Below are 19,161 nucleotides of genomic sequence, written 5' to 3' on the forward strand. Positions count from 1 at the left end.
TTCCTTGGACCCACCAACGGGTATAGTGTATATACCCGATATGCACAGCATACCCACATTATGCACAGCCGTCAAGGGGTTTCCGAAAGAACGGGAGCCGCGCAGTGCCTAAGGCTTTGGAGCCTCGCGGTTTCTCCCGCAATCGACGAAGCGATTTCTTGACAAACGCGGTTGATTTGTTTCTAATGGGCGTACTCGATTCCAGAGCGCGCCTGCAGTCGATGCGCGCGGTTCCAGAGCGACACGGGGTTGGCGGCAAGGTTCGGGGTGGCCGTCTCTCGAGCGAATCAAGTGCCTGAAATAACAATAAGGGGGAGCTATGGCCGTTGTCGCAAGCGACGATCAGCAGCAGATGCTGCTCAGCAGGAGCGGGGTTACGCTCATCGCAGGCGTCCTTTCGCTCGCTGCCTACTGGGGGTGGATCTTTTCAACCTACTCGTCGACCGTCATCAATCCGTTCGGCTCGGCGGGGATAACCGAATACCTCGCACTGTGCGTCATTGCGGCGGGCTCGTCGGCTTTGTGCATGCTCGTTACAGCGTTGGCGCCCGACAGGATGGAGGCGTTTTTCCGTGGAACGGGCGGCACGATTCTGCTCGCTGCGCTCTCGCCGATCGGATGCCTCCCTGCGTTTCTCAATCGCATCGGCATGGACGTCTCCTTCGCGCAGACGCTGCTGCCGTGGGCCGTATCGACGTTCGTGTCGTCTCTGATATTCCTCAAGACCGGTGCGTTTTTCGTTTGGCTCAAAAGAGCGAAGCTGTCTCGCTGCATCGCGCTGAGTTTTTTGCTGGCTGCGATGTTCTACGTGTTCTCGTTGCTTCTCGCCCCGGTGGTGGGAGTGCTCATGGTTATGGCTCTCCCCGTGGTCTCCTGCATTTGCACGCTCGTTGCCGACCGCTACATGGCAAGCGCCAAACCGCCCATCGACAAGGGCGGCCATGCTGCGGTTGACAGGAGAAAGGAGTCGCTCGGGTCCCGTATTGCAGAACTCAAGCATTTCGCTCCGCTGACGCTCATCTACACCATTTCGTTCGGGATCGTGTCGCATGTGGTGCTGTACCTGGCATCCGCCCACGACCTGATCATCGTCATCGCCGTATCCATTCTTGTCTCCTCCGTGGTTGCCGTGATCGGATCGTTCGTGTTCCGCGCGAACTTCGAGGCGGAGCGCATCCGGCGTTTGCTGCTGCCCCTTATCGCTGTAGCACTGCTTCCGTTTCCCTACCTTTCGCCCGTCATGCAGATCGTGTTCTTGTCGGTGGCGGTGTTCGGCTTCACCTGTTTCGACGCCATCGGCTGGGGAGACCTTGCCGATGAGGTGCGCGATCGGGGCCTGAAGCTTTTCGGATACCTCAGCGCTGCATCGGCCGTAAACTTCACAGGCATCTTCGTGGGATGGGGAATCGGCTACCTTCTATTCGCCTTCCTTGGCGAAGGCGAATACGCCACGGGATTCGGCATCGTTTCGATCGTGCTCGTGATCCTGCTTATCCTGAATCTGGTTATGGACGGCATGGGGGAGAGCGAAGGCGGCGGCGTTGCCAACACCACCGAGTTTCGCGACACGTGGAAGGAGCGTTGCCTCAGCGTGGCCCAAAGCTACAAATTGACCAAGCAAGAAGAGCGCATCTTCATCATGCTGGCGCGAGGGAGGAACTACAAGCACATATCGGATGAGCTCTACATTTCGGTTCATACCGTCAAGACGCACGTGTACCACATCTACAAGAAGCTCGACATCCATTCGCAGCAAGAGCTTATCAACATGGTGGAAGCTGAACTGTGAAAACGGGTTCTCATACCCGATGTAATACCGCAGTTTGACGGGAAAATGGCGATGGCGGTTCGATGTGCCGCGCGCTCCGCGGGCGCAATACTTGCACTGCATGTATTGTTGCGGAAAGGGGGAGCATTATGCGTCGCAAAGCTTGGATTCCCGTGTGGGCAATCATCATCGCCAGCATCCTGATTGCCACACAATACGGGAAGGTTCCACCGTCACAACCGTCTATGATCGAGTCATTGGGCCTCTCGTACACCATGCAGGGGCTTTTGATGACCGCGTTCTCCGCATCTGCGCTTGTCATGGCGCTGTTCGGAGGTGTGCTTATCGATCGGTTCGGCGCACGCAGGGTGGTGAGCGTGGCGCTTACCGTGTCCGTGGTCGGAACGGTGATCGGCATGTTCATGACCAACGACGCCGGATTGCTTGCATCGCGCGTTTTGGAGGGAGCCGGGTACGGGGTAACCATGACGGCCGGGCCCGTGATCATCGCCGCTTGGTACGAGCCCGCGAAACGGGGGATCGTGTCGGGCGTATGGGGCGCGAACGTCGGCATAGGCATGCTCATCTCGCTCGGCGTTGCCAATCCGATCCTCTCGTCTGCCGACTGGACCGGCATGTGGGTGTTCTCGCTTGTCTCCACTGTACTGGCCGCCCTGCTCGTCGTCATATGCGTTCGTATGCCCGATCTGGCCGATCGTCGCGATCTCGATGAGATCGAGGCCGAGCGGGAGGGCAAGAAGCACGGGTTGCTGTGGGGGTATATGGCGCCCCTCGCCATGATCACGGCGTTCATGTTCTTTCTTGTGGGCGGGGCAACCGATGCCTTCAACAGCTTCACCATCACGTATCTGAACATCGATCTGGGGCATGCCTACGAAGATGCCAACATGGCATCGATGGTCGCGTCGTTCGGCATGCTGGTGGGCTCGCTCATCGTCGGCGTCATCTTCGCCCGCGTGCGCGATAAGGGCATGGTGCTCATCGTCAACATCGTGCTGTGCATCATCGTGCAGTTCGCATGGTTCAACCTCGATGCGTCCATGCCGGTCATGTTCATCGTGGCGTTTTTCGCCGGATGCGTGCTCGGCGCTGCGCCTACGATTTTCTTCGCCATACCGCCCTTTGTCGCCCGCTCGTCGACGACGGTGGGCGCGGCGGTTGCGCTTGTGGTGCTCGGCCAGAACCTGGGTACCCTCGCCATACCCACGCTCGTCGGATCGGTGCTCGACCACGCGAGCTATTCGGCTGCTGCGTGGGTCATGGGCGGGCTGTCCTGCGTGGCGCTTGTTGCGGCGTTCGTGTTCAGATCGCAGTTCCGCAAGCGCGAGCAAGCGGGCGAACTGAGCGATTAACAGGCGTTTCGCCAACCTAGTACCGTTGGTCATAGTGCTTGTTCCGTATGCGTTCAGCCTCTTCTTGCATCCCGAAATACGATAGCTGGCCGATTTCGGATGCGGCGCGCATGCGACAGAATTCCACCCATATGCAAGACCGAAAACTTAGAAGGAGGAGAAATGGAAGACAAAAGGGAGTACTCTCTTGTAGAACACGAGAAGCCGTTTCGCTACGATGAAGACGGCCTTCATGTGACTCGCGGGAGCGCATGGTCCGGCCCGGGCTGTCATCTGGGATGCGGTTTGCTCATGTACACCGATGACGAGGGGCGGCTCGTCAAGGTCGAAGGCGATCCGGAGAATCCTTTCAACGAGGGGCGGCTGTGCTGCCGCTGCCTGGCTCTGCCCGAGGTGATCTACCATGAGGATCGCATCCTGTACCCGATGAAGCGCGCGAAGGAAGATCGCGGCAAGGACAAGTGGGAGCGTATAACCTGGGATGAGGCTATGGATACCATTGCCGAGACGTTCCTCGATCTCAAAGAGAAGTACGGACCTGAGTGCATTGCGTTCTACTCGGGCACCGGTCGCGATATTGGGCAGTATATCACTCGACTGAGCTGGGGATTCGGCAGCCCGAACTTCGTGTTCGCAATGAGCGGGCAGTCGTGCTATTCGCCGCGCGTCGCCGGCTGCTTCGCCAATACGGGCGCTTTCTGGCTGGGCGATTACTCGCAGCAGTTCCCCGATCGCTACGACGATCCGCGCTGGGTTCTTCCCGAGTGCATCGTCGTGTGGGGCAACAACCCGCTCGTTTCGAACTCTGACGGATTGTACGGGCACTGGATCGTCGACTGCATGAAACGCGGATCGAAGCTCGTCACCATCGATCCGCGCCTTACGTGGCTTGCTGCCAAATCCGAATACTTCCTGCAGATCAGGCCCGGCACCGATGCGGCGCTTGCACTCGGCATGATCAACTACATCATCCAGGAAGATCTCTACGATCACGAATTCGTCGATCTGTGGTGTTACGGCTTCGACGAGCTGGCCGAGCGAGCCGCCGAATACCCGCTTGACAAAACCGCTGCGATTACCTGGGTGCCCGAAGAGGATATCGTAGCCGCCGCCCGATTCATCGCGACGGCGAACAATGCGATACTCCAGTGGGGCGTTGCGATCGATCAGACCAAGGAGACCATCCCGACTGCGCAAGCGCTGCTCGCCGTGTTCGAGATCACCGGCAACATCGACAAGCCGGGTGCGATGGTCAATCCTCCGAGCATCCTGTACTATGCTGCGGGGTGGGGCTCCGAATTCCTCACGCAGGAACAGTACAACAAGCGCATCGGCTTGCCCGAGTACCCGCTTTTGAACCTCGGCTTCCAGGAGTGCGCAACCGACGAGCTCATCAAGACCCTTGAAACGGGCAAGCCGTACAAGCTGCGCGCCGCTTGGCTGCAGACCACGAACATCCTCGCTTGCACGAGCCCCGATCCCGAGCGCACGCTTGCGGCCCACAACAACTACGATTTCATCGTGTGCGTCGACCTGTTCATGACGCCGACCGCCATGGCGCTCGCCGATATCTTCCTGCCTGCGAGCACCTTCCCCGAGCGCAACGGCTTGCGCATCGGCGATGGCATGCAGCGCGGCGAGACGATCAATCAGGTCATCGAGCCTTTGGGCGAATGCAAATCCGATATGGAGATCGATCTGGAGATCGGCAAGCGCATTTCCCCTGAGGTGTGGCCGTGGGAGACCGTCGAGGATATGTACACGAGCATCCTTGCGGAAACCGGCTACAGCTTCGAGGAGATGCAGGAGGTTGCTCCCGGGTTCCCGCCGTTCGAGTATGGCATGCACGAAAAGGGCACGCTGCGCGAAGACGGGCAGCCCGGCTTCCAGACGCCGACGGGACGCATAGAGCTGTGGTCGCATTATTACAGCCATGCAGACCTCGATCCGCTGCCGTACTTCGAGGAGCCTTCGCCCGGACCTGGCGCAACCCCCGAGCTGCTCGACGAGTACCCGCTCGTGCTCACCACCGGTGCGCGCATTTGGAGCATGTTCCACTCGGAGCATCGGCAGGTTCCTCATCTGCGCGCCTTGCATCCCGATGCGATCATCCAGATCAATCCGAAGACGGCTGCGAAGTACGGCGTGAAGCACGGAGACTGGGTATGGGTCGAGAACCAGCGCGGCCGCTGCAAGCGCCGAATCGTCGAAACGCCGGTGATGGACGAGCGCGTATGCAGCACCGACCATGCATGGTGGCTGCCCGAAGCGCCCGGCGAGCTCGAGGACGGGCTGTACGGGATGTTCGATCTCGACATCGGCAATCTCATCGAATACAAATGCGGAAAATCGGGATTCGGCGCCAATTACAAGACGCTGCTCTGCAAGATCTATCCCGTAGGAAGCGAGGAATAGACCATGAATGCATACGGTTTGCTTATCGACTACCAGTGGTGCACCGGTTGCCATACGTGCGAAGTCGCGTGCCAGATGGAGCACGGGCTCCCGGTGGATCAATGGGGGATAAAGCTTGTCGAGGTGGGTCCTTGGGAGTATGCTCCCAAGACGTGGCAGTACACATACCTGCCCGTACCGACCGATCAGTGCGATCTGTGCGCTGACCGCGTTTCGAAGGGCAAGACTCCGACATGCGTGCACCACTGCCAGGCGAAGTGCATCGAATACGGACCCGTTGACGAGCTCGCGCAGAAGCTTGCGGAAAAGCCCAAGCAGAGCATTTTTTGCCCAACCAAGACCAACTAAAGGAGCCGCCACATGAAGAAGCACGCCTGGATTCCCGTGTGGGCGATAATCATCGCCAGCATTCTCATCAGCTTCGAATACGGCAAAGTGCCGCCTTCGCAGCCGTCCATGATCGAGGTTCTCGGCCTGTCCTATACGATGCAGGGCCTTCTGATGACCGCGTTTTCCGTTGCGGCCATTGCCATGGGGCTCATCGGCGGCACGCTTATCGATCGTTTCGGCGCGCGCAAGATCGTCAGCATCGCGCTCGTCGTTTCGATCGTCGGCAACGTTTTGAGCTTGTTTTGGACGAGCGATGCGGGTTTGCTCGTGTCGCGCGTGATGGAGGGCTTCGGATACGGCGCCGTCATGACGGGCGGTCCCGTCATCATCTCCGCATGGTATGCACCCGCCAAACGCGGGTTGGCCTACGGCGTATGGGGCGCCAACGTCGGCGTCGGCATGCTTATCTGCACCGGTGCGGCAAATCCCATCCTGGCCGTTTCCGACTGGTCCGGCATGTGGGTCTTCGCCCTTATCGGCGCCGTCCTTGCGCTGCTCATGGTTGCGATCTGCGTTGGAATGCCCGCAGATGAGGATCGGCAGGACCTCTTCCTCGATGACGGGTCGAAAGCGGAAAAAGACGCGAAGCACGGCGTCCTGTGGGGCTACCTCGCTCCGCTTCCCATCCTGGCGGCCCTCATGTTCTTTTTGGTGGGCGGTGCAACCGATGCGTTCAACAGCTTTACGATCACGTATTTGAACGTTGAGCTGGGCTACGATTACGGTGCCGCGAATCTCTGCTCGTTCATCGCTTCGATCGGCTTGCTCGTCGGGGCGGTTATCATGGGCTTTGTCTTTGCCAAGGCGAAGGACAAGGGGCTCGTGCTGATCGTGAACATCGTGCTTGCGGCTATCGGCCTGTTCATCTGGTTCAGCATCGATCTTCCTCTCGAGGCGACCTATGTGATCGCCTTCTTCATCGGCTGCGTGCTTGGCGCCGCTCCCACTGCGTTCTTTGCGGTGGCGCCCATGACGGCTCGCTCGAAGGATACCGTGGGCTCTGCGAACGCCGTCATCGTGCTCGGACAGAACATGGGCACGCTCGTGATCCCGACGGTCGTCGGCATGGTGCTCGATGCCTCGTCGTTCATGATGGCGGCAATGGTCATGGGCGGTGTTTCCGTGGTGGCGCTTGGCATCTCGTTTGCCTGGCGCAGCCTGTATCGCAAGAAGATGGAGCTGGCGAAGTAACTCGCCGGTATCGCGCGCGGAGCCGTTCGCTCGCGTGTTCCGCGCGGCGTCTCGCAAGTGTGGGGCGTCATGCGATCTGTTGTTGGCGGGCGGGCCTCCTTGGAAGGCCCGCCCGCTTTCCATATGCCGCCGCAGCGCAATGTCTGCGGCGACGATAGGAGGTTTTCCGTGTGCTATCCCTGTAAGGGTTGCGGCAAATGTAGGCCGAAGTTCACCCAGCAAACCTGCCCCGAATGTTGGAAGGAAAACGAGCAAGGCGTTCTCGAGTGCGCATTCTGCGGCTACGTGTTTCCGCCGCGTGCGGGCGTGTCGGCTGCGGCGACGGGAAAACGTGCGGGCGTTGCGTACCGTGAAAAGCGAAGGTGATAAGGGACGCATCGGGCTTGCCCATTCGAGCGCTTTCACGAAGTGCCCCGAGGCATTCTTCGGCTGGGTCGGGAGAGTGCGGCGTGGAGCGTGGGAATTTCACCTCATTCGCCTGCGCTTTTCGTGCCCCCTCACCCCTTTCAGCTGATGCCGAGCCTGCCTTCCTGGGCCATCCTCATCCTGCTCCCGCCGATAAGCTCGGTGGGCCTTTGGGCAAAATAGACAAAGAAGGGGTAGCGATGAGTGAGAAAACCAATATGGACAGAAGATCTTTCCTTAAGGGAGCAGCGCTGGTGGGGGGAACAGCCGCCATCATGGGGGTCGCGGGGTGCCAAAGCGCTCCGTCGGAGGCGTCGGATGCAATCGAGTGGGATGAAGAGTATGATGTTGTGGTTTTAGGCTCTGGCACGGCTATCATGGCGGCGCTTACTGCAGCTCGAAACGAAGCAAAGGTGCTTGTCGTCGAGAAGGGCAGCGCAATCGGCGGCACCTCCATTCTTGCGGGGGCCTTCTGGCTTCCTTGCAATCCGCTCGAGAAGGAAAAGGGAATCGAAGACAAACGCGAAGATGCCGTCGCCTATGCGAAAGCATGCGCCGATGCGTGGGGCGGAAAATACGACGACGCCGTTATTGAATCGTATTTCGACAACGGTCTTGCGATGTATGACATGCTTTCCAACGAATTCGGCTACACTTTTACACTTGATTTGTACGCGAAGCCTGATTATTTCAACATCGACGGGCAGTTAGGGGAGGGTCGCTCTGTTGGCTTTTCGCAAGATGGCAAGCACATCAAGCATGCCGTTGTTTGGCCGATGCTCCAGCAGAAATGCGAGGAACTCGGGGTTGAGTTCAGGACCGGAGCCCCCGCCACCGAGCTAGTTACCGACGGAAGCGGGGCGGTCGTTGGCGTTAAGATAGAATCGAAGAGCTCTATCAAGGCCATCAAGGCGAACAAGGGCGTGGTTGTCGGCACGGGGGGCTTTGACTTCAGCGAGGATATGAAGTCTGCGTTCCTTCCCGCTCCGTTTTCCTACTCCATGGCCGTTCAGACGAACACCGGCGACGGTCAGCGCATGGGTGCTTCTATTGGAGCCAGCCTTGCGAATATGGGGTCTATCTGGGGATGCCCGAGCACCTTGCTCGACGAAGCGTCGGAATCCTACGAAGTGGACTGGGGCAGCTATCGTGGTAAGCCTGGAACGATCGTCGTCAATCGATACGGGGAGCGTTTCGGCAACGAATCATCGGCTTACCCGATTTTCAACAGGTCATTCGAGGTTTGGGATACCGGTAGGAACGATTATCGAAACATTCCCGCTTTCTTTATTTGCGACTCTTCGTACGCGCAGAGATATCCTTTTCCTGGATCGAATTATGAGGTAGGCAAGATTCCGGAAGGCGCGCTGGTGGCAGACACGGTTGAGGATCTTTGCGACCAAGCCGGCATCGATCGCGTAGGCTTTGCGGCGACTCTTTCCGCTTTCAACTCCAATGCGGTTGAGGGCGTTGATCCAACGTGGTGCCGTGGGACGAGTGTTTACGACCTTTCAGCTGTTTCTGGCGATATGAAGCGAGACGACATCGTCAACAGCTGCCTCGCTCCGATTAGCGAACCTCCATTTTATGCGATGCGTCTTATGCCCGGATCTATCGGTACAAACGGCGGCCTGGAGATCGACGGCAACGGTCAGGTGCTCGATCAGGGTGGGAGCCCTATCTCCGGTCTTTATGCCGTGGGCAACGCTTCCGGTTCTGTTTTCGGTGGTGCGTACCCGGGTGCTGGCGCGACCATAGGATCCGGATTCATCATGGGCTTCGCCGCCGCCAACCATATGACTCAGTCAGGTGTCGAATAACCTTTTCTTCGGCATGTATCCCAGGGGAAGGAACGCTATATGTCTTTCTTCCCCTGGACGAGGTCAATCAGCTCTTGCCTCGAATGAACCAGGGTCTTCCGATAGATGTTCTGCACGTGGGTTTTTGCAGTATTATGGCTTATGAAAATTGCCTTCTCGATAAACGGAAGACTCCTGCCTTGCGCCAAATATCCGAATACCTCTCGTTCTCTAGCGGTGAGTCCGTAACGATCCGCCACTTCGTCACAGCGCGAATCGAACGTCGCTTGGCCGTCTTTCGATGACTCCTCACCGTTTGCTTGCGGAATCGATCTCGCGTAGTCAACTTCCACGACGTTCCCGTCTGTCAGAATCAGGACGGGAACGAGTGTGATCAGGAGAATTCCCAGCGCAGAAACCGCCATATAGAAATAACCCTGTTCGGTTATGCCCGCTCCAAGGAATATCGACGCGCCGGCTCCGACCAGAAAACCCGCCGAGTCCGCAAAACGGCCCCAGCCGAACACCTTGCGCGCGGGCTGTCCTGACCGAAACATAATGTCGGAATAGGCGACAAGGCTGAACAGGAGATAATACACGTAGCCGCTATGAGCAACGGCGGCGACAATCGGGGCGTGTGAAGCATCGAGAAACGGAATGATAAGGCAGCCGAGGGCGATGATTGGGATAGTGGGGCGGTACGTAAAGCCTCGGTCGAGGTTTTTCCCGAAAACCAGCAAGCCCAGAAGGAGCAGCGCGCAAATCAAGAGGCGCGCTGCAATTGCGGCATCGTTGCTTTGTTGAAATGCGGCGGTATCGGTGAACGAGGTTGCATTTCTAACGAGGCTTCCGAGGATGCCGTACACGAAGCCACCGAGGACGAGTTTCCATGGAAGGGGGATCTCGATCTTCCAATTGCCGTACTTCCGATTGTCATTGTCGTTGACGGGCTCGACAAGAGCTGGGGCGGACATGCCCATTTTGCGAGCAAGAAAGAGGGATGCGCCGAGCAGTACGGCTACGCTGACCCCTTTGATGGGCGACGGAATGAGAAGGATGAGCCCGTAAAGGGCAATTCCCACGATAAAAGACGACGTAATTGCCAACCCCGCTTTTTTCGCGCCCAATGTGCCGAGCGATTCGCCCCAGAGAAGCAGCAACGATGCGCTTCCGATACCTGCGCAGAATGCGCCCGAAATACAGACGAGGATTCCAGAACTGGTTTGGGCGTCGGCGAAGGAGCTGAAAAGAAGGGCGATCACGAATACTGTAAAAATTGCTGGACCAAAAAGGCGATGCCTCGAAAACGGAAAGAACGAAGCTGGAGCATTTGCCGAAACGAGCATTGCCGCAGCGTTTCCGACCATGAATGCGATGCCTCCGTACTGACTGAGCAGGTTCGAGTCCGAAGACGATTGGTATAGAGCATCGCTAAAAGCGAATATGTTAATCCACGCCCAGTATAGGCTGAATCCAAACGCGATTGCCGTGATTTTCAATATACGGGACTTTCCCTTTTCGATTGCAACCACCTCCCCCTGAATCGTCCCAGAAGATCTCAGGATTCCGATAGCGTATTGTCACCGCATCTCCAACGATTCTCGCAGATTTTTCGCTCGAAGGAGGGGGCGTAAGATTGCTGGGCTTGGCTTCTGTCCAGCGGCTCGTCCTGTGCGGAGATCGACTCTGGCGGCACAGCGCATCTTGATGCTCATGCCGGCGACGTTCGCTTGCTCAGGCGGGCGGCCGTGGCCGCCTGATTGTACCACAGTCTTGCTGGCGTCTAGGGAAGGGTCTTCGACGTGGACGGCATCCGCGCTGCGCGGCGCAGATTTACGTTCAGGGCGGAAGGCGCCTGTTTTCCCGTGCCTACAGCGTATCGGTGTCGAGCCAGAGCGTGAACGGGCCTTCGTTCACGAGCTTCACATCCATCATGGCGGCGAATACGCCTGTAGCGACGTAGGGCACATCCCTGCGTGCCAGGTCGACGAAGTACCCGTACAGGCGGTTGGCCTCATCGGGGGCGCCCGCTTCGGTAAACGAGGGACGGTTGCCCTTCTTGCAGTTCGCGAAGAGCGTGAATTGAGATACGACGAGAACCTCGCCGTGCACATCGGAAAGGGAGAGGTTGGTCTTGCCGTTCTCGTCCTCGAATATGCGCAGCTTCGATATCTTCGTCCAAAGCTTGTCGGCTTGCGCTTTTCCGTCATCGTGTGCGACGCCGAGCAGGATGACGAGCCCCTTGCCGATCGAGCCGACCGTTTCGCCGCCGATATCCACCTGAGCTTGCGAAACCCTCTGGATGAGTGCTCTCACGGCGGCTCCCTACTGTCTGGCCAGCACGGGGTTCACGTAACGTCCGCGCGCCTCGGTTTTCTTGCCGTACTGAATGGAATGGAAGGGGCAACGGTGCAAGCACCCAAGGCACTGCGTGCAGCCCAGTTCCGCCCAGCGCGGTCTTCCGTCGATGATGGTGATGGTGTTCGTCGGGCAGTTGTCTGCGCACCGCCCGCAGCCGATGCAGGTTTCAAGCGTGTAGAACTCCGCTGTCGAGCGCGGTTTTTCCTCGCTTTCGGTAAACTTCGACAAGATCAGCCCGAGGGGGTTGCGCGCTTCCTTGTGCACGTCGGCGCGTTTCTTCACGTCTTCGGCAATACGGTACGATTTCGCGAGGGCGTCTTCGAGGATTCGTTCGCGCTTCCTGCCTTCGGCGGGTGCGTATAGATAGGTGCAGTTGCCAACCGATTTCACGCTGAACGATGCATCGACGTTGATGCCTTGCGTTCGCCGCAGCTCGTCGGCGAAGAATCCGGCGGCGTTGCCGACGAACGCGCCGCAGGTGAGCACGACGTAACAGTATCCGGGCATGAAGGGTTTTCCGTCCCGGCCGGTGAAGCGTGCTTTTTTCAGGAAGGCATCGATGATCGGGGGCGTGGTCCATGCGTATACGGGGAACACGAATCCGAGGTTTTGCCCCTGGATCATCGTGAAATCGAACTGCTTGTATTTGTATGCAGTGCCGATATCGACGATCGTATCGTTGGTTTCGTCGCCGAGGATCTGCGCCGTTGCGAGCGAGTTGCCCGTGCCGGTGAAGTAGAAGATCATGGTAGCCTCCTGGTTGGTTACTGGCATCCAGTATACGCAAACGGTTTGCGGATATGTGCCGATCAAGGCACTTGTTGATAACGCGTAAGGGGATCGATCGCCCCGCATCATGCGCAAGATGGCCTTTGCGGGCACGCAACCTCATTCGCGGGCGGACGGCTGCGGGTGTGCAACCTTTGCGCAGGCAGTGAAACTGCGGGCGCCCGGACTCCGCCTCAAGGAGCGTCTTTGCTATCATAGGGCGAAACGCGAAAGGAGGCCCGTATGGCCGATGTCACATTTATCTGGTATCCCAAATGCTCGACGAGCCGTAAGGCGAAGAAGTGGCTCGACGATCATGGCATTGCCTACGTCGAGCGCGATATCGTGATCGACAACCCCCAAGCGGCAGAGCTCGAAGAATGGCATGTGATGAGCGGGCTTCCCATCAGGAGGTTCTTCAATACAAGCGGCATGATCTACCGCGAGCAGAATATCAAAGCCAAACTTGACGCAGGTATGGCCGATAGCGAGGCATACGATCTTCTGGCGACGAACGGCATGCTCGTGAAGCGTCCGATCATCGTTGGCGATGGGTTCGTCCTGACGGGCTTTCGCGAGCCCGATTGGGAAAAGCTCCTCCTGTAGACGGTGTTTAGAAAGCGGTATGACCGAGCAAGCATACATAACCGTCGAGGGTAGGGCCTCGGCGGAAATCGTCGAAAAGAAGAGCCGCTTCATCTCTTCTATCGCTCACGTTGAAACCGAAGAGGAGGCACTCGCTTTCATCGACGAGGTGAGGGCCGCCAACCGCATGGCGCGGCACAACGTGTACGCCTACGTTTTGCGGGAAAGCGGGCGGGTTCGCTATTCCGATGACGGTGAGCCCCAGAAAACCGCCGGCTTGCCGACGCTTGACGCTATCCGGCACGCCGGGCTTACCGATGCGATTATCGTGACGACGCGCTATTTCGGGGGCATCCTGCTTGGCACGGGCGGTCTCGTTCGGGCGTACACGGCCTCGGCGCAGGCGGCCATTCAAAAGGCGGCGATCGTTACCGTATCGCGGTGCGTCGATGTGCAGGTGACGCTGCCGTATTCCCTCTACGATCAGGCGCTGCGTCTTGCCGAATCCTGTGGCGCGAAGGTGCGGCGCAGCGATTTCGCCGAAGAGGTCGCCTTGGTATTCCGCATGCTTGACAAAACGCAGGGGCCTCTTGAAGAGGGCTTTTCCGAGCTGTCGCGCGGCCAGATCCGCGTGCAGACAACCGAGCCGTTCGATGCGGTGTTCTGAGCATCGGGTTACGATTTGGAAAGCCCGTTTCTCCACGCGGGCAACACTGCTATGATGGCGGCGAAAGGATGAAGCCATGAAGTATCTCATCACCTTTGCCAGCACCACGGGCAACACGCAAAAACTTGCGCAGGCTGTGCGCGAAGTTCTGCCTGCCGATGAATGCGTGAACTTCGGTTCGACCATGATGATCGCGCAGCACGACGTGGTTGAAGCCAAACGCGCCTACGTCGGCTTTTGGACCAATCGGGGAACTTGCCCCGATGCGGTTGCCGAATTCCTCCAGGGCCTTGCGGGTAAGGAGATTTTCCTGTTCGGCACTGCGGGGTTCGGCGAAAGCCAGGATTATTTCGACGGTATCTTGGCTCGCGTGAAAGAAAACGTGCCCAAGAGCGCCCGCGTTATCGGAGCGTTCATGTGCCAGGGCAAAATGCCTCCAAGCGTGCGCGAGCGCTACGAAGCGACGCTGTCGAATCCGAACGAAGAAGCGAAGGCGCGGTTCCTCATCGAGAATTTCGACCGCGCGAGCAGCCATCCGGACGAAGGGGATCTCGCTGAACTCAAGCGGGCAATAGAAAGGGTGCGGTGAGCCGTGAGGCCGAGCGAACTTCCCAACGTGGGAGCCCATGCGGAACAGCAGCTGACCGAGGCCGGCATCGATTCGGCCGAGGCGTTGATCGATCTGGGCGCCGAACAGGCGTGGCTGCGGGTAAAGGCCATCGATCCAGGCGCGTGTCTGCACATGCTGTACGCGCTCGAGGGAGCAGTACAGGGCATTCCAAAGAAGGACATCGACCCTGAGCGAAAAGCCGAACTCAAGGCGTTTTTCGACGCCGAGAAGTAATGGTTTTCACGCGGTTGGCCATTGGCGCAGCGGGGCTTTCTCTGCATCGAAGCCGGCAGCGCAGATATTCCCGGCCGACCTGCGGGCTATCTCCCCCAAATAAGCTGGGCCAAGAAACGGCCCGCCACTACGCCGATAAGACAGAGCGCGAGGCTCAGTCCGATGTACACGACGCCGAGTCCGGTTGCGCCCGATTGCAGCAGATCGATGCTTTCGAGGCTGAACGTAGAAAACGTGGTGAAGCCTCCGAGCGTTCCCGTTATGCAGAAGAGCTTCCAAGCGCCGCTGCCGGGAAATTCGTTCTGCATGAAGAAATGCGAGGCGAAGCCGATGGCGAAGCAGCCGACGACGTTGACGAAAATCGTTGCGATGGGGAAGCCCGCAAGAGCGTGTTCGGCAGGTATGGCGGCTTGGGCTGCCAGCGCGATCAGGTATCGGCCAACAGCCCCGATGGCACCGCCTGCGGCGACGGCCAATATATTGAGAAACATGGTATCGGCTTTCTTTCGTGGTGTACGATAGATGCAGCAAAGGTATTGTACGCCATGTCGATGCGTTGCATCGTTTCACCGAAAGGGGCAATCGTGAAAATTGCGCTCCTCGCAGAAGAAGCCCGTACGGAAGCTATGATCGGCGCGCTCGTCCAGCTTTGGGAGGCATCGGTTCGCCCGACCCATCTGTTTCTTTCGGAAAGCGATATCGTTGAGCTTCGCCCGCAGGTTTCACAGGCTCTTCGGGGCGTGCGCGCGCTCGCCGTTGCGCTTGGCGAAGGCGGTGCGCCCGAAGGGTTTTTGGGCGTTGAAGACGGTAAAGTGGAAATGCTGTTCGTTTCGCCTGCATCGTTTGGGCAGGGGGTCGGTGGGCTGCTCCTCGATTACGCGGTAGAGGCTCTCGGCGCCCGCGGACTTGATGTGAACGAGCAGAACCCTCGCGCCCGCGACTTTTACGAACACAAGGGGTTTGCGGTGGTGGATCGCTCGGACTTCGACGATCAGGGCAGGCCGTTCCCCCTTCTGCACATGGAGCTGAAGCGTTAAGGGAGCATCGTGCAGGTGCGCTGCCCATGTTCGGGATGCCTGTCGCTATTGTCTTTCCCTTGGAGGCGATGGTGGGGTGCCGGCTCGAGAAAATCTTTACTTGCAGCTAACGCTTGACTTCGGCTAGTTCGACGGGGGTACGAGGTTCTGTGCGGAATCCGTTTCCCGTTCGAAAAGGTCGGCCATCTCCTTTTTTGAATGAACGTCGAGCTTTCGGTAGATGTTGGTGATATGCGTTTTCACGGTTCCTTCCGAAAGCCCGTATTCGTCTTCGATCGCCTTTCGCCTCTTTCCCAGGAGAAGCGATTCGAAAATCTGGGATTCCCTGGCCGATAGCCCCCATCGATCTTCGAACGCGCTTATCTCCTCGCCGGAAGCGCTTACCAGCCTGTCGCCTCGGCGCCCCTGTGCCAAAGCGTCTTTAGCCACCTTCTCGCGCAAAAGCAGTAGGACCACAACCGTGATGAACAGCCCGTAAACGACCACCATCACAAATGTGCTCGTCACGAACTCCAGCGTTTCAAAGCAGTTGATCCATGCGAGGGAGAAGATGGCGTAGATCGGCCCCGACATGCTTGCGACCCTGAAAGGCGGTATGTCCGTCTGGCGTATGCATTCGATGACGATCATCCATTTGGCCAGATGGGAGAACAGCTCGATGGCTGTGGTTACCGTATCGAACGAGTACCGGAACTGGAGGTCGCTGGTGAGAGCGAGGATCTGAAGCCCGGCGACCATTACCACCAGGCTGATGATGCACCGATAGAACAACGTGAGCCTCTTGCGCGGAAGGATGAACACGAGGTACGCCATGGCGAAAACGGCGAGTGCGATGGCGACCAGCTCCCCGACTGAGAGCTCCATCATTCCGATGTAGTTCGTCCTCGATTTGCCCCATATGCCGGTATTGCTCAGAGCTCGGATGAGCACCATCACGACGGTGAAGAGGATTACTTCGGCAACAAGCATGTTCTTTTCGAACCCCTGGGCTTTGGCCTTAGGCTCGATTTCGGGGTTGTACAATATGGGGAAACGCGTGGCGAGAAAGTAGAAGAGAGCGGCTGCCAGCGGTGCGAGCCAAACGATGCAGGCCTGTGCGGCAGGCGGTAGGAAAAGGCTGACAATGACCGAAAGGACCGTTTCGAGGACCAGGCTGACGGCTATGCATGCGACGGCATGTTCGGTCTTTGCCTTCTGCGCGAAATAGATGTAGAAAATGGACACGATGAAGATGTAGCCGCAGCTCGATACGAATATTCCGATAGATGCGAACAGATCCATGTCGAGAAGGGTTTGATGATAGGACAAAACGATCGCTCCGGTAGCCGTGCTCATCGTCAGCGACACGGCAACGATGAGGGTGGCCTGGATCGGGGGAATGCGCCTTGCGAACAGTATGATCAGGGCGCAGGAGATCATCCTTCCCCACAGAAAAGCGTTCCGATTGAAAGAATGCGCAGGAGCATCGAGTGCATCGGCCGGCAAAAGGTTGACGCTGTATCCGACGACGTTCGACCAAACGCCCGCGGCGGTCAGCCCCAGCGCCAAGAAGAGCAGCGCCAGAGCCGTTGACCTGTCTAATCGCATCCGCACCCTCTTCCCGATCCAATCGTACGAGGCTGATTATATACCGTGGCGCAATTTACGCCATCATCCACACCTCATCCGTTTTGCCGAAACCCCATCATCCGAAATAAATCCGATGGCCGATTGGAAAGCTCCGATGGCTTGGCCGATGGCGTTTCTGGCTTGGCGGTTGTTCAATGGCGTCGCGGTATCCGTGCTGCAAAAGCCAGGTATCGCGAGCGTTACCGATAAAGGATGGAGGAGTTGAAAATGGGTGGATCTTCTACCGATCTGACAAGGCGTAAGTTTATGAAAGGGGTCGCCGTTGGTGCCGCGTCGCTTGCCGGCGCGGCTGCGCTGTCGTCATGCGCGAACGGTGAGCCCGCAGGGGGCGAAGCCAAAGGGGGCTCTTCGGATGTTACGTGGGACGAATCCTACGACATCGTCGTCATAGGGGCCGGTGCTGCGGGCTTCGCGGCTGCCTTGACGGCTGCGGAGGCGGATGCGGATGCGAGCATCGTCGTTTTCGAAAAGGCCGGACAGGTCGGCGGAAATTCGGCGGTGTCGGGCGGAAATTACGGCGCTCCGGGAACGCCGCTACAGCTCAAACAGGGCGAAACGGACGAGGCCTTCAAGGGAGATTCACCTGACCTCTATTACAACGAGAAACGTAAGCTGGGCGAGTACCGCTCCGATCCTAAGCTCACGCGGGTGTTCGCGGACAACGCCCTCGAGGGATACGAATGGCTTACGTCCTTGGGCATCGAGTTCAACAAGGTCGGCACCTACGAGAAGCCCATCGCGCTTCCCGAGAACCCGCAGGGCATGTACTTCCATAGCATATACAACATGAGATTCGCCGACGGCCAGTGGATCGGCGCGATGACCAAGGGGCGACACCACAAGGGCAGCGTATACAAGGAGATGACCGAGGGAGGCGCCAACATCGCCGCGATGAGCGACGCGGCGGATAGCCATCCGAACATAACCATCAGAACCAATTCGGAGGTTACCGAGATATTACGTGAAGGCGTTTTGGCCGGCGACGTCATCGGCGTTGTCGTCGGAGGGAAAAACATCGAGGCGAAGCGCGGTGTCGTTCTCGCATCGGGCGGGTACTCTGCGAATGCGGAGATGTGCGCGAAGTACGACTCGCGACTGAGCGTGGACGGGCGCAATACCGGCGTCGACAGCGTCACGGGCGACTCCCTTATCTGCGCGGTCGATATCGGCGCCGACACGATGAACATGGATTTCATCCAGATCCGCATGGCGCGCTCGGGCATCAACTATGGTTGCGAGCTTCTTCTCGAAAAGCAGGGCACCTACATCGACATCGATCCGGACGGCAACCGATTCTGGAAAGAAGTTACAGATTCGCAGGCGTACCGCAGCGCCCGTTTGACGGAGTTGTACGAACTCGGGTTTATCGACTGGTGGTCGATTTCTGATTCGTCTGCCATCGAGGCGAACGAGGTCGAGCAGGAAGCGCTCGAAAAAGCATTCAAAGAGGGCTCCGTCGTTCAATGCGACACGTTGGACGATCTCGCGAAAACCGTCGGGGTTTCGGTCGACAAGCTTCAGGAAACCATCGACCGGTTCAACGGGTTCGTAGATTCTGGGATCGATGACGATTTCGGCCAAGAGAGCAAGTTCTTGAAATGGAAGATCGAAACACCGCCGTACTATGCCGTCCCGCGGACGTATTATCGGCAGCATACGTGCGGCGGCGTATGCACCGATGAAAACGCCCAGGTAATCGATCGCCGCGGGGAGCCGATTCCTCGGTTTTACGCGGCGGGCGAAGCGATGGGCGGAGTTCACGGCACCGAACGAAACGGCGGCTGCGGATGGACGGAATGCATCGTGTTCGGTCGTTTGGCCGGGAAGGCGCTCGCGCAGGCCGAGCCAAGAAGCTAACTGCCTCGCAGGATCGTTCTAGATTTGCCGCATCGGGGGCGCTGAAACACGACGCCTCCGATGCCGTTTGCG

17 protein-coding genes are annotated in these 19,161 nt (G+C 58.3%); 12 read left to right on the top strand and 5 right to left on the bottom strand.

Features of this window, described 5'->3' with window-relative positions:
- Positions 1–319: 319 nt before the first annotated feature.
- The 6 genes from C1719_RS03550 to C1719_RS03580 all read left to right on the top strand — a co-directional run bounded on the left by C1719_RS03550 (position 320) and on the right by C1719_RS03580 (position 9,362).
- Positions 320–1,789: a response regulator transcription factor gene (locus C1719_RS03550; RefSeq protein WP_102373823.1), complete on the top strand. Its 1,470-nt coding sequence runs from the start codon at positions 320–322 to the stop codon at positions 1,787–1,789.
- Positions 1,790–1,917: 128 nt separating this feature from the next.
- On the top strand, positions 1,918–3,141 hold the full coding sequence (locus C1719_RS03555; protein ID WP_180963450.1) for an MFS transporter: 1,224 nt from the start codon (positions 1,918–1,920) through the stop codon (positions 3,139–3,141).
- 162 nt (positions 3,142–3,303) lie between these two features.
- Complete coding sequence (locus tag C1719_RS03560; protein ID WP_102373825.1) at positions 3,304–5,556, top strand: molybdopterin-dependent oxidoreductase; 2,253 nt, start codon at positions 3,304–3,306, stop codon at positions 5,554–5,556.
- A 3-nt stretch (positions 5,557–5,559) separates the two neighbouring features.
- Entirely contained in the window at positions 5,560–5,904 is a 345-nt protein-coding gene (locus C1719_RS03565; RefSeq protein ID WP_102373826.1) for a 4Fe-4S dicluster domain-containing protein, read from the top strand.
- A 12-nt stretch (positions 5,905–5,916) separates the two neighbouring features.
- Entirely contained in the window at positions 5,917–7,137 is a 1,221-nt protein-coding gene (locus tag C1719_RS03570) for an MFS transporter (RefSeq protein WP_102373827.1), read from the top strand.
- A gap of 605 nt (positions 7,138–7,742) precedes the next feature.
- Positions 7,743–9,362, top strand: a complete 1,620-nt coding sequence (locus tag C1719_RS03580; protein ID WP_102373829.1) for an FAD-dependent oxidoreductase — start codon at positions 7,743–7,745, stop codon at positions 9,360–9,362.
- Between the two features lie 35 nt (positions 9,363–9,397).
- Here the strand turns inward: C1719_RS03580 and C1719_RS03585 are convergent, their stop codons facing one another.
- The 3 genes from C1719_RS03585 to C1719_RS03595 form a co-directional block, all read right to left on the bottom strand.
- The gene (locus C1719_RS03585; protein WP_180963451.1) at positions 9,398–10,603 is read right to left on the bottom strand and encodes a helix-turn-helix transcriptional regulator; all 1,206 of its coding nucleotides are present in this window, start codon (positions 10,601–10,603) and stop codon (positions 9,398–9,400) included.
- Between the two features lie 607 nt (positions 10,604–11,210).
- Complete coding sequence (gene dtd, locus C1719_RS03590) at positions 11,211–11,657, bottom strand: D-aminoacyl-tRNA deacylase (RefSeq protein ID WP_102373831.1); 447 nt, start codon at positions 11,655–11,657, stop codon at positions 11,211–11,213.
- A 9-nt stretch (positions 11,658–11,666) separates the two neighbouring features.
- Positions 11,667–12,449 (bottom strand): EFR1 family ferrodoxin, encoded by a 783-nt coding sequence (locus C1719_RS03595; RefSeq protein ID WP_102373832.1) that lies wholly within the window; start codon positions 12,447–12,449, stop codon positions 11,667–11,669.
- Between the two features lie 264 nt (positions 12,450–12,713).
- Between C1719_RS03595 and C1719_RS03600 the strand changes: the two genes are divergently transcribed.
- From C1719_RS03600 to C1719_RS03615, 4 genes are all read left to right on the top strand, one after another.
- The gene (locus tag C1719_RS03600; RefSeq protein WP_102373833.1) at positions 12,714–13,076 is read left to right on the top strand and encodes an arsenate reductase family protein; all 363 of its coding nucleotides are present in this window, start codon (positions 12,714–12,716) and stop codon (positions 13,074–13,076) included.
- Positions 13,077–13,095: 19 nt separating this feature from the next.
- Positions 13,096–13,722 (top strand): IMPACT family protein, encoded by a 627-nt coding sequence (locus tag C1719_RS03605; protein ID WP_102373834.1) that lies wholly within the window; start codon positions 13,096–13,098, stop codon positions 13,720–13,722.
- Between the two features lie 76 nt (positions 13,723–13,798).
- On the top strand, positions 13,799–14,311 hold the full coding sequence (gene bilS, locus C1719_RS03610) for a flavodoxin family protein BilS (protein ID WP_102373835.1): 513 nt from the start codon (positions 13,799–13,801) through the stop codon (positions 14,309–14,311).
- A gap of 3 nt (positions 14,312–14,314) precedes the next feature.
- Complete coding sequence (locus C1719_RS03615; RefSeq protein WP_102373836.1) at positions 14,315–14,566, top strand: TfoX/Sxy family protein; 252 nt, start codon at positions 14,315–14,317, stop codon at positions 14,564–14,566.
- A gap of 86 nt (positions 14,567–14,652) precedes the next feature.
- Here C1719_RS03615 and crcB read toward each other — a convergent pair whose 3' ends face one another.
- Positions 14,653–15,057: a fluoride efflux transporter CrcB gene (gene crcB, locus C1719_RS03620; protein ID WP_102373837.1), complete on the bottom strand. Its 405-nt coding sequence runs from the start codon at positions 15,055–15,057 to the stop codon at positions 14,653–14,655.
- Between the two features lie 93 nt (positions 15,058–15,150).
- Between crcB and C1719_RS03625 the strand changes: the two genes are divergently transcribed.
- Positions 15,151–15,603 carry a GNAT family N-acetyltransferase gene (locus C1719_RS03625; RefSeq protein ID WP_245874315.1) on the top strand — a complete coding sequence of 151 codons (453 nt, stop codon included), beginning with the start codon at positions 15,151–15,153 and terminating at the stop codon, positions 15,601–15,603.
- 123 nt (positions 15,604–15,726) lie between these two features.
- Here C1719_RS03625 and C1719_RS03630 read toward each other — a convergent pair whose 3' ends face one another.
- Complete coding sequence (locus tag C1719_RS03630; protein WP_102373838.1) at positions 15,727–17,190, bottom strand: LuxR family transcriptional regulator; 1,464 nt, start codon at positions 17,188–17,190, stop codon at positions 15,727–15,729.
- 249 nt (positions 17,191–17,439) lie between these two features.
- On the opposite strand from C1719_RS03630, the gene C1719_RS03635 reads away from it, so the two are divergent.
- Complete coding sequence (locus tag C1719_RS03635; RefSeq protein WP_281255968.1) at positions 17,440–19,089, top strand: FAD-dependent oxidoreductase; 1,650 nt, start codon at positions 17,440–17,442, stop codon at positions 19,087–19,089.
- Positions 19,090–19,161 lie beyond the last annotated feature (72 nt).

Source organism: Raoultibacter massiliensis, from assembly GCF_900199545.1.
Lineage (GTDB): Bacteria > Actinomycetota > Coriobacteriia > Coriobacteriales > Eggerthellaceae > Raoultibacter > Raoultibacter massiliensis.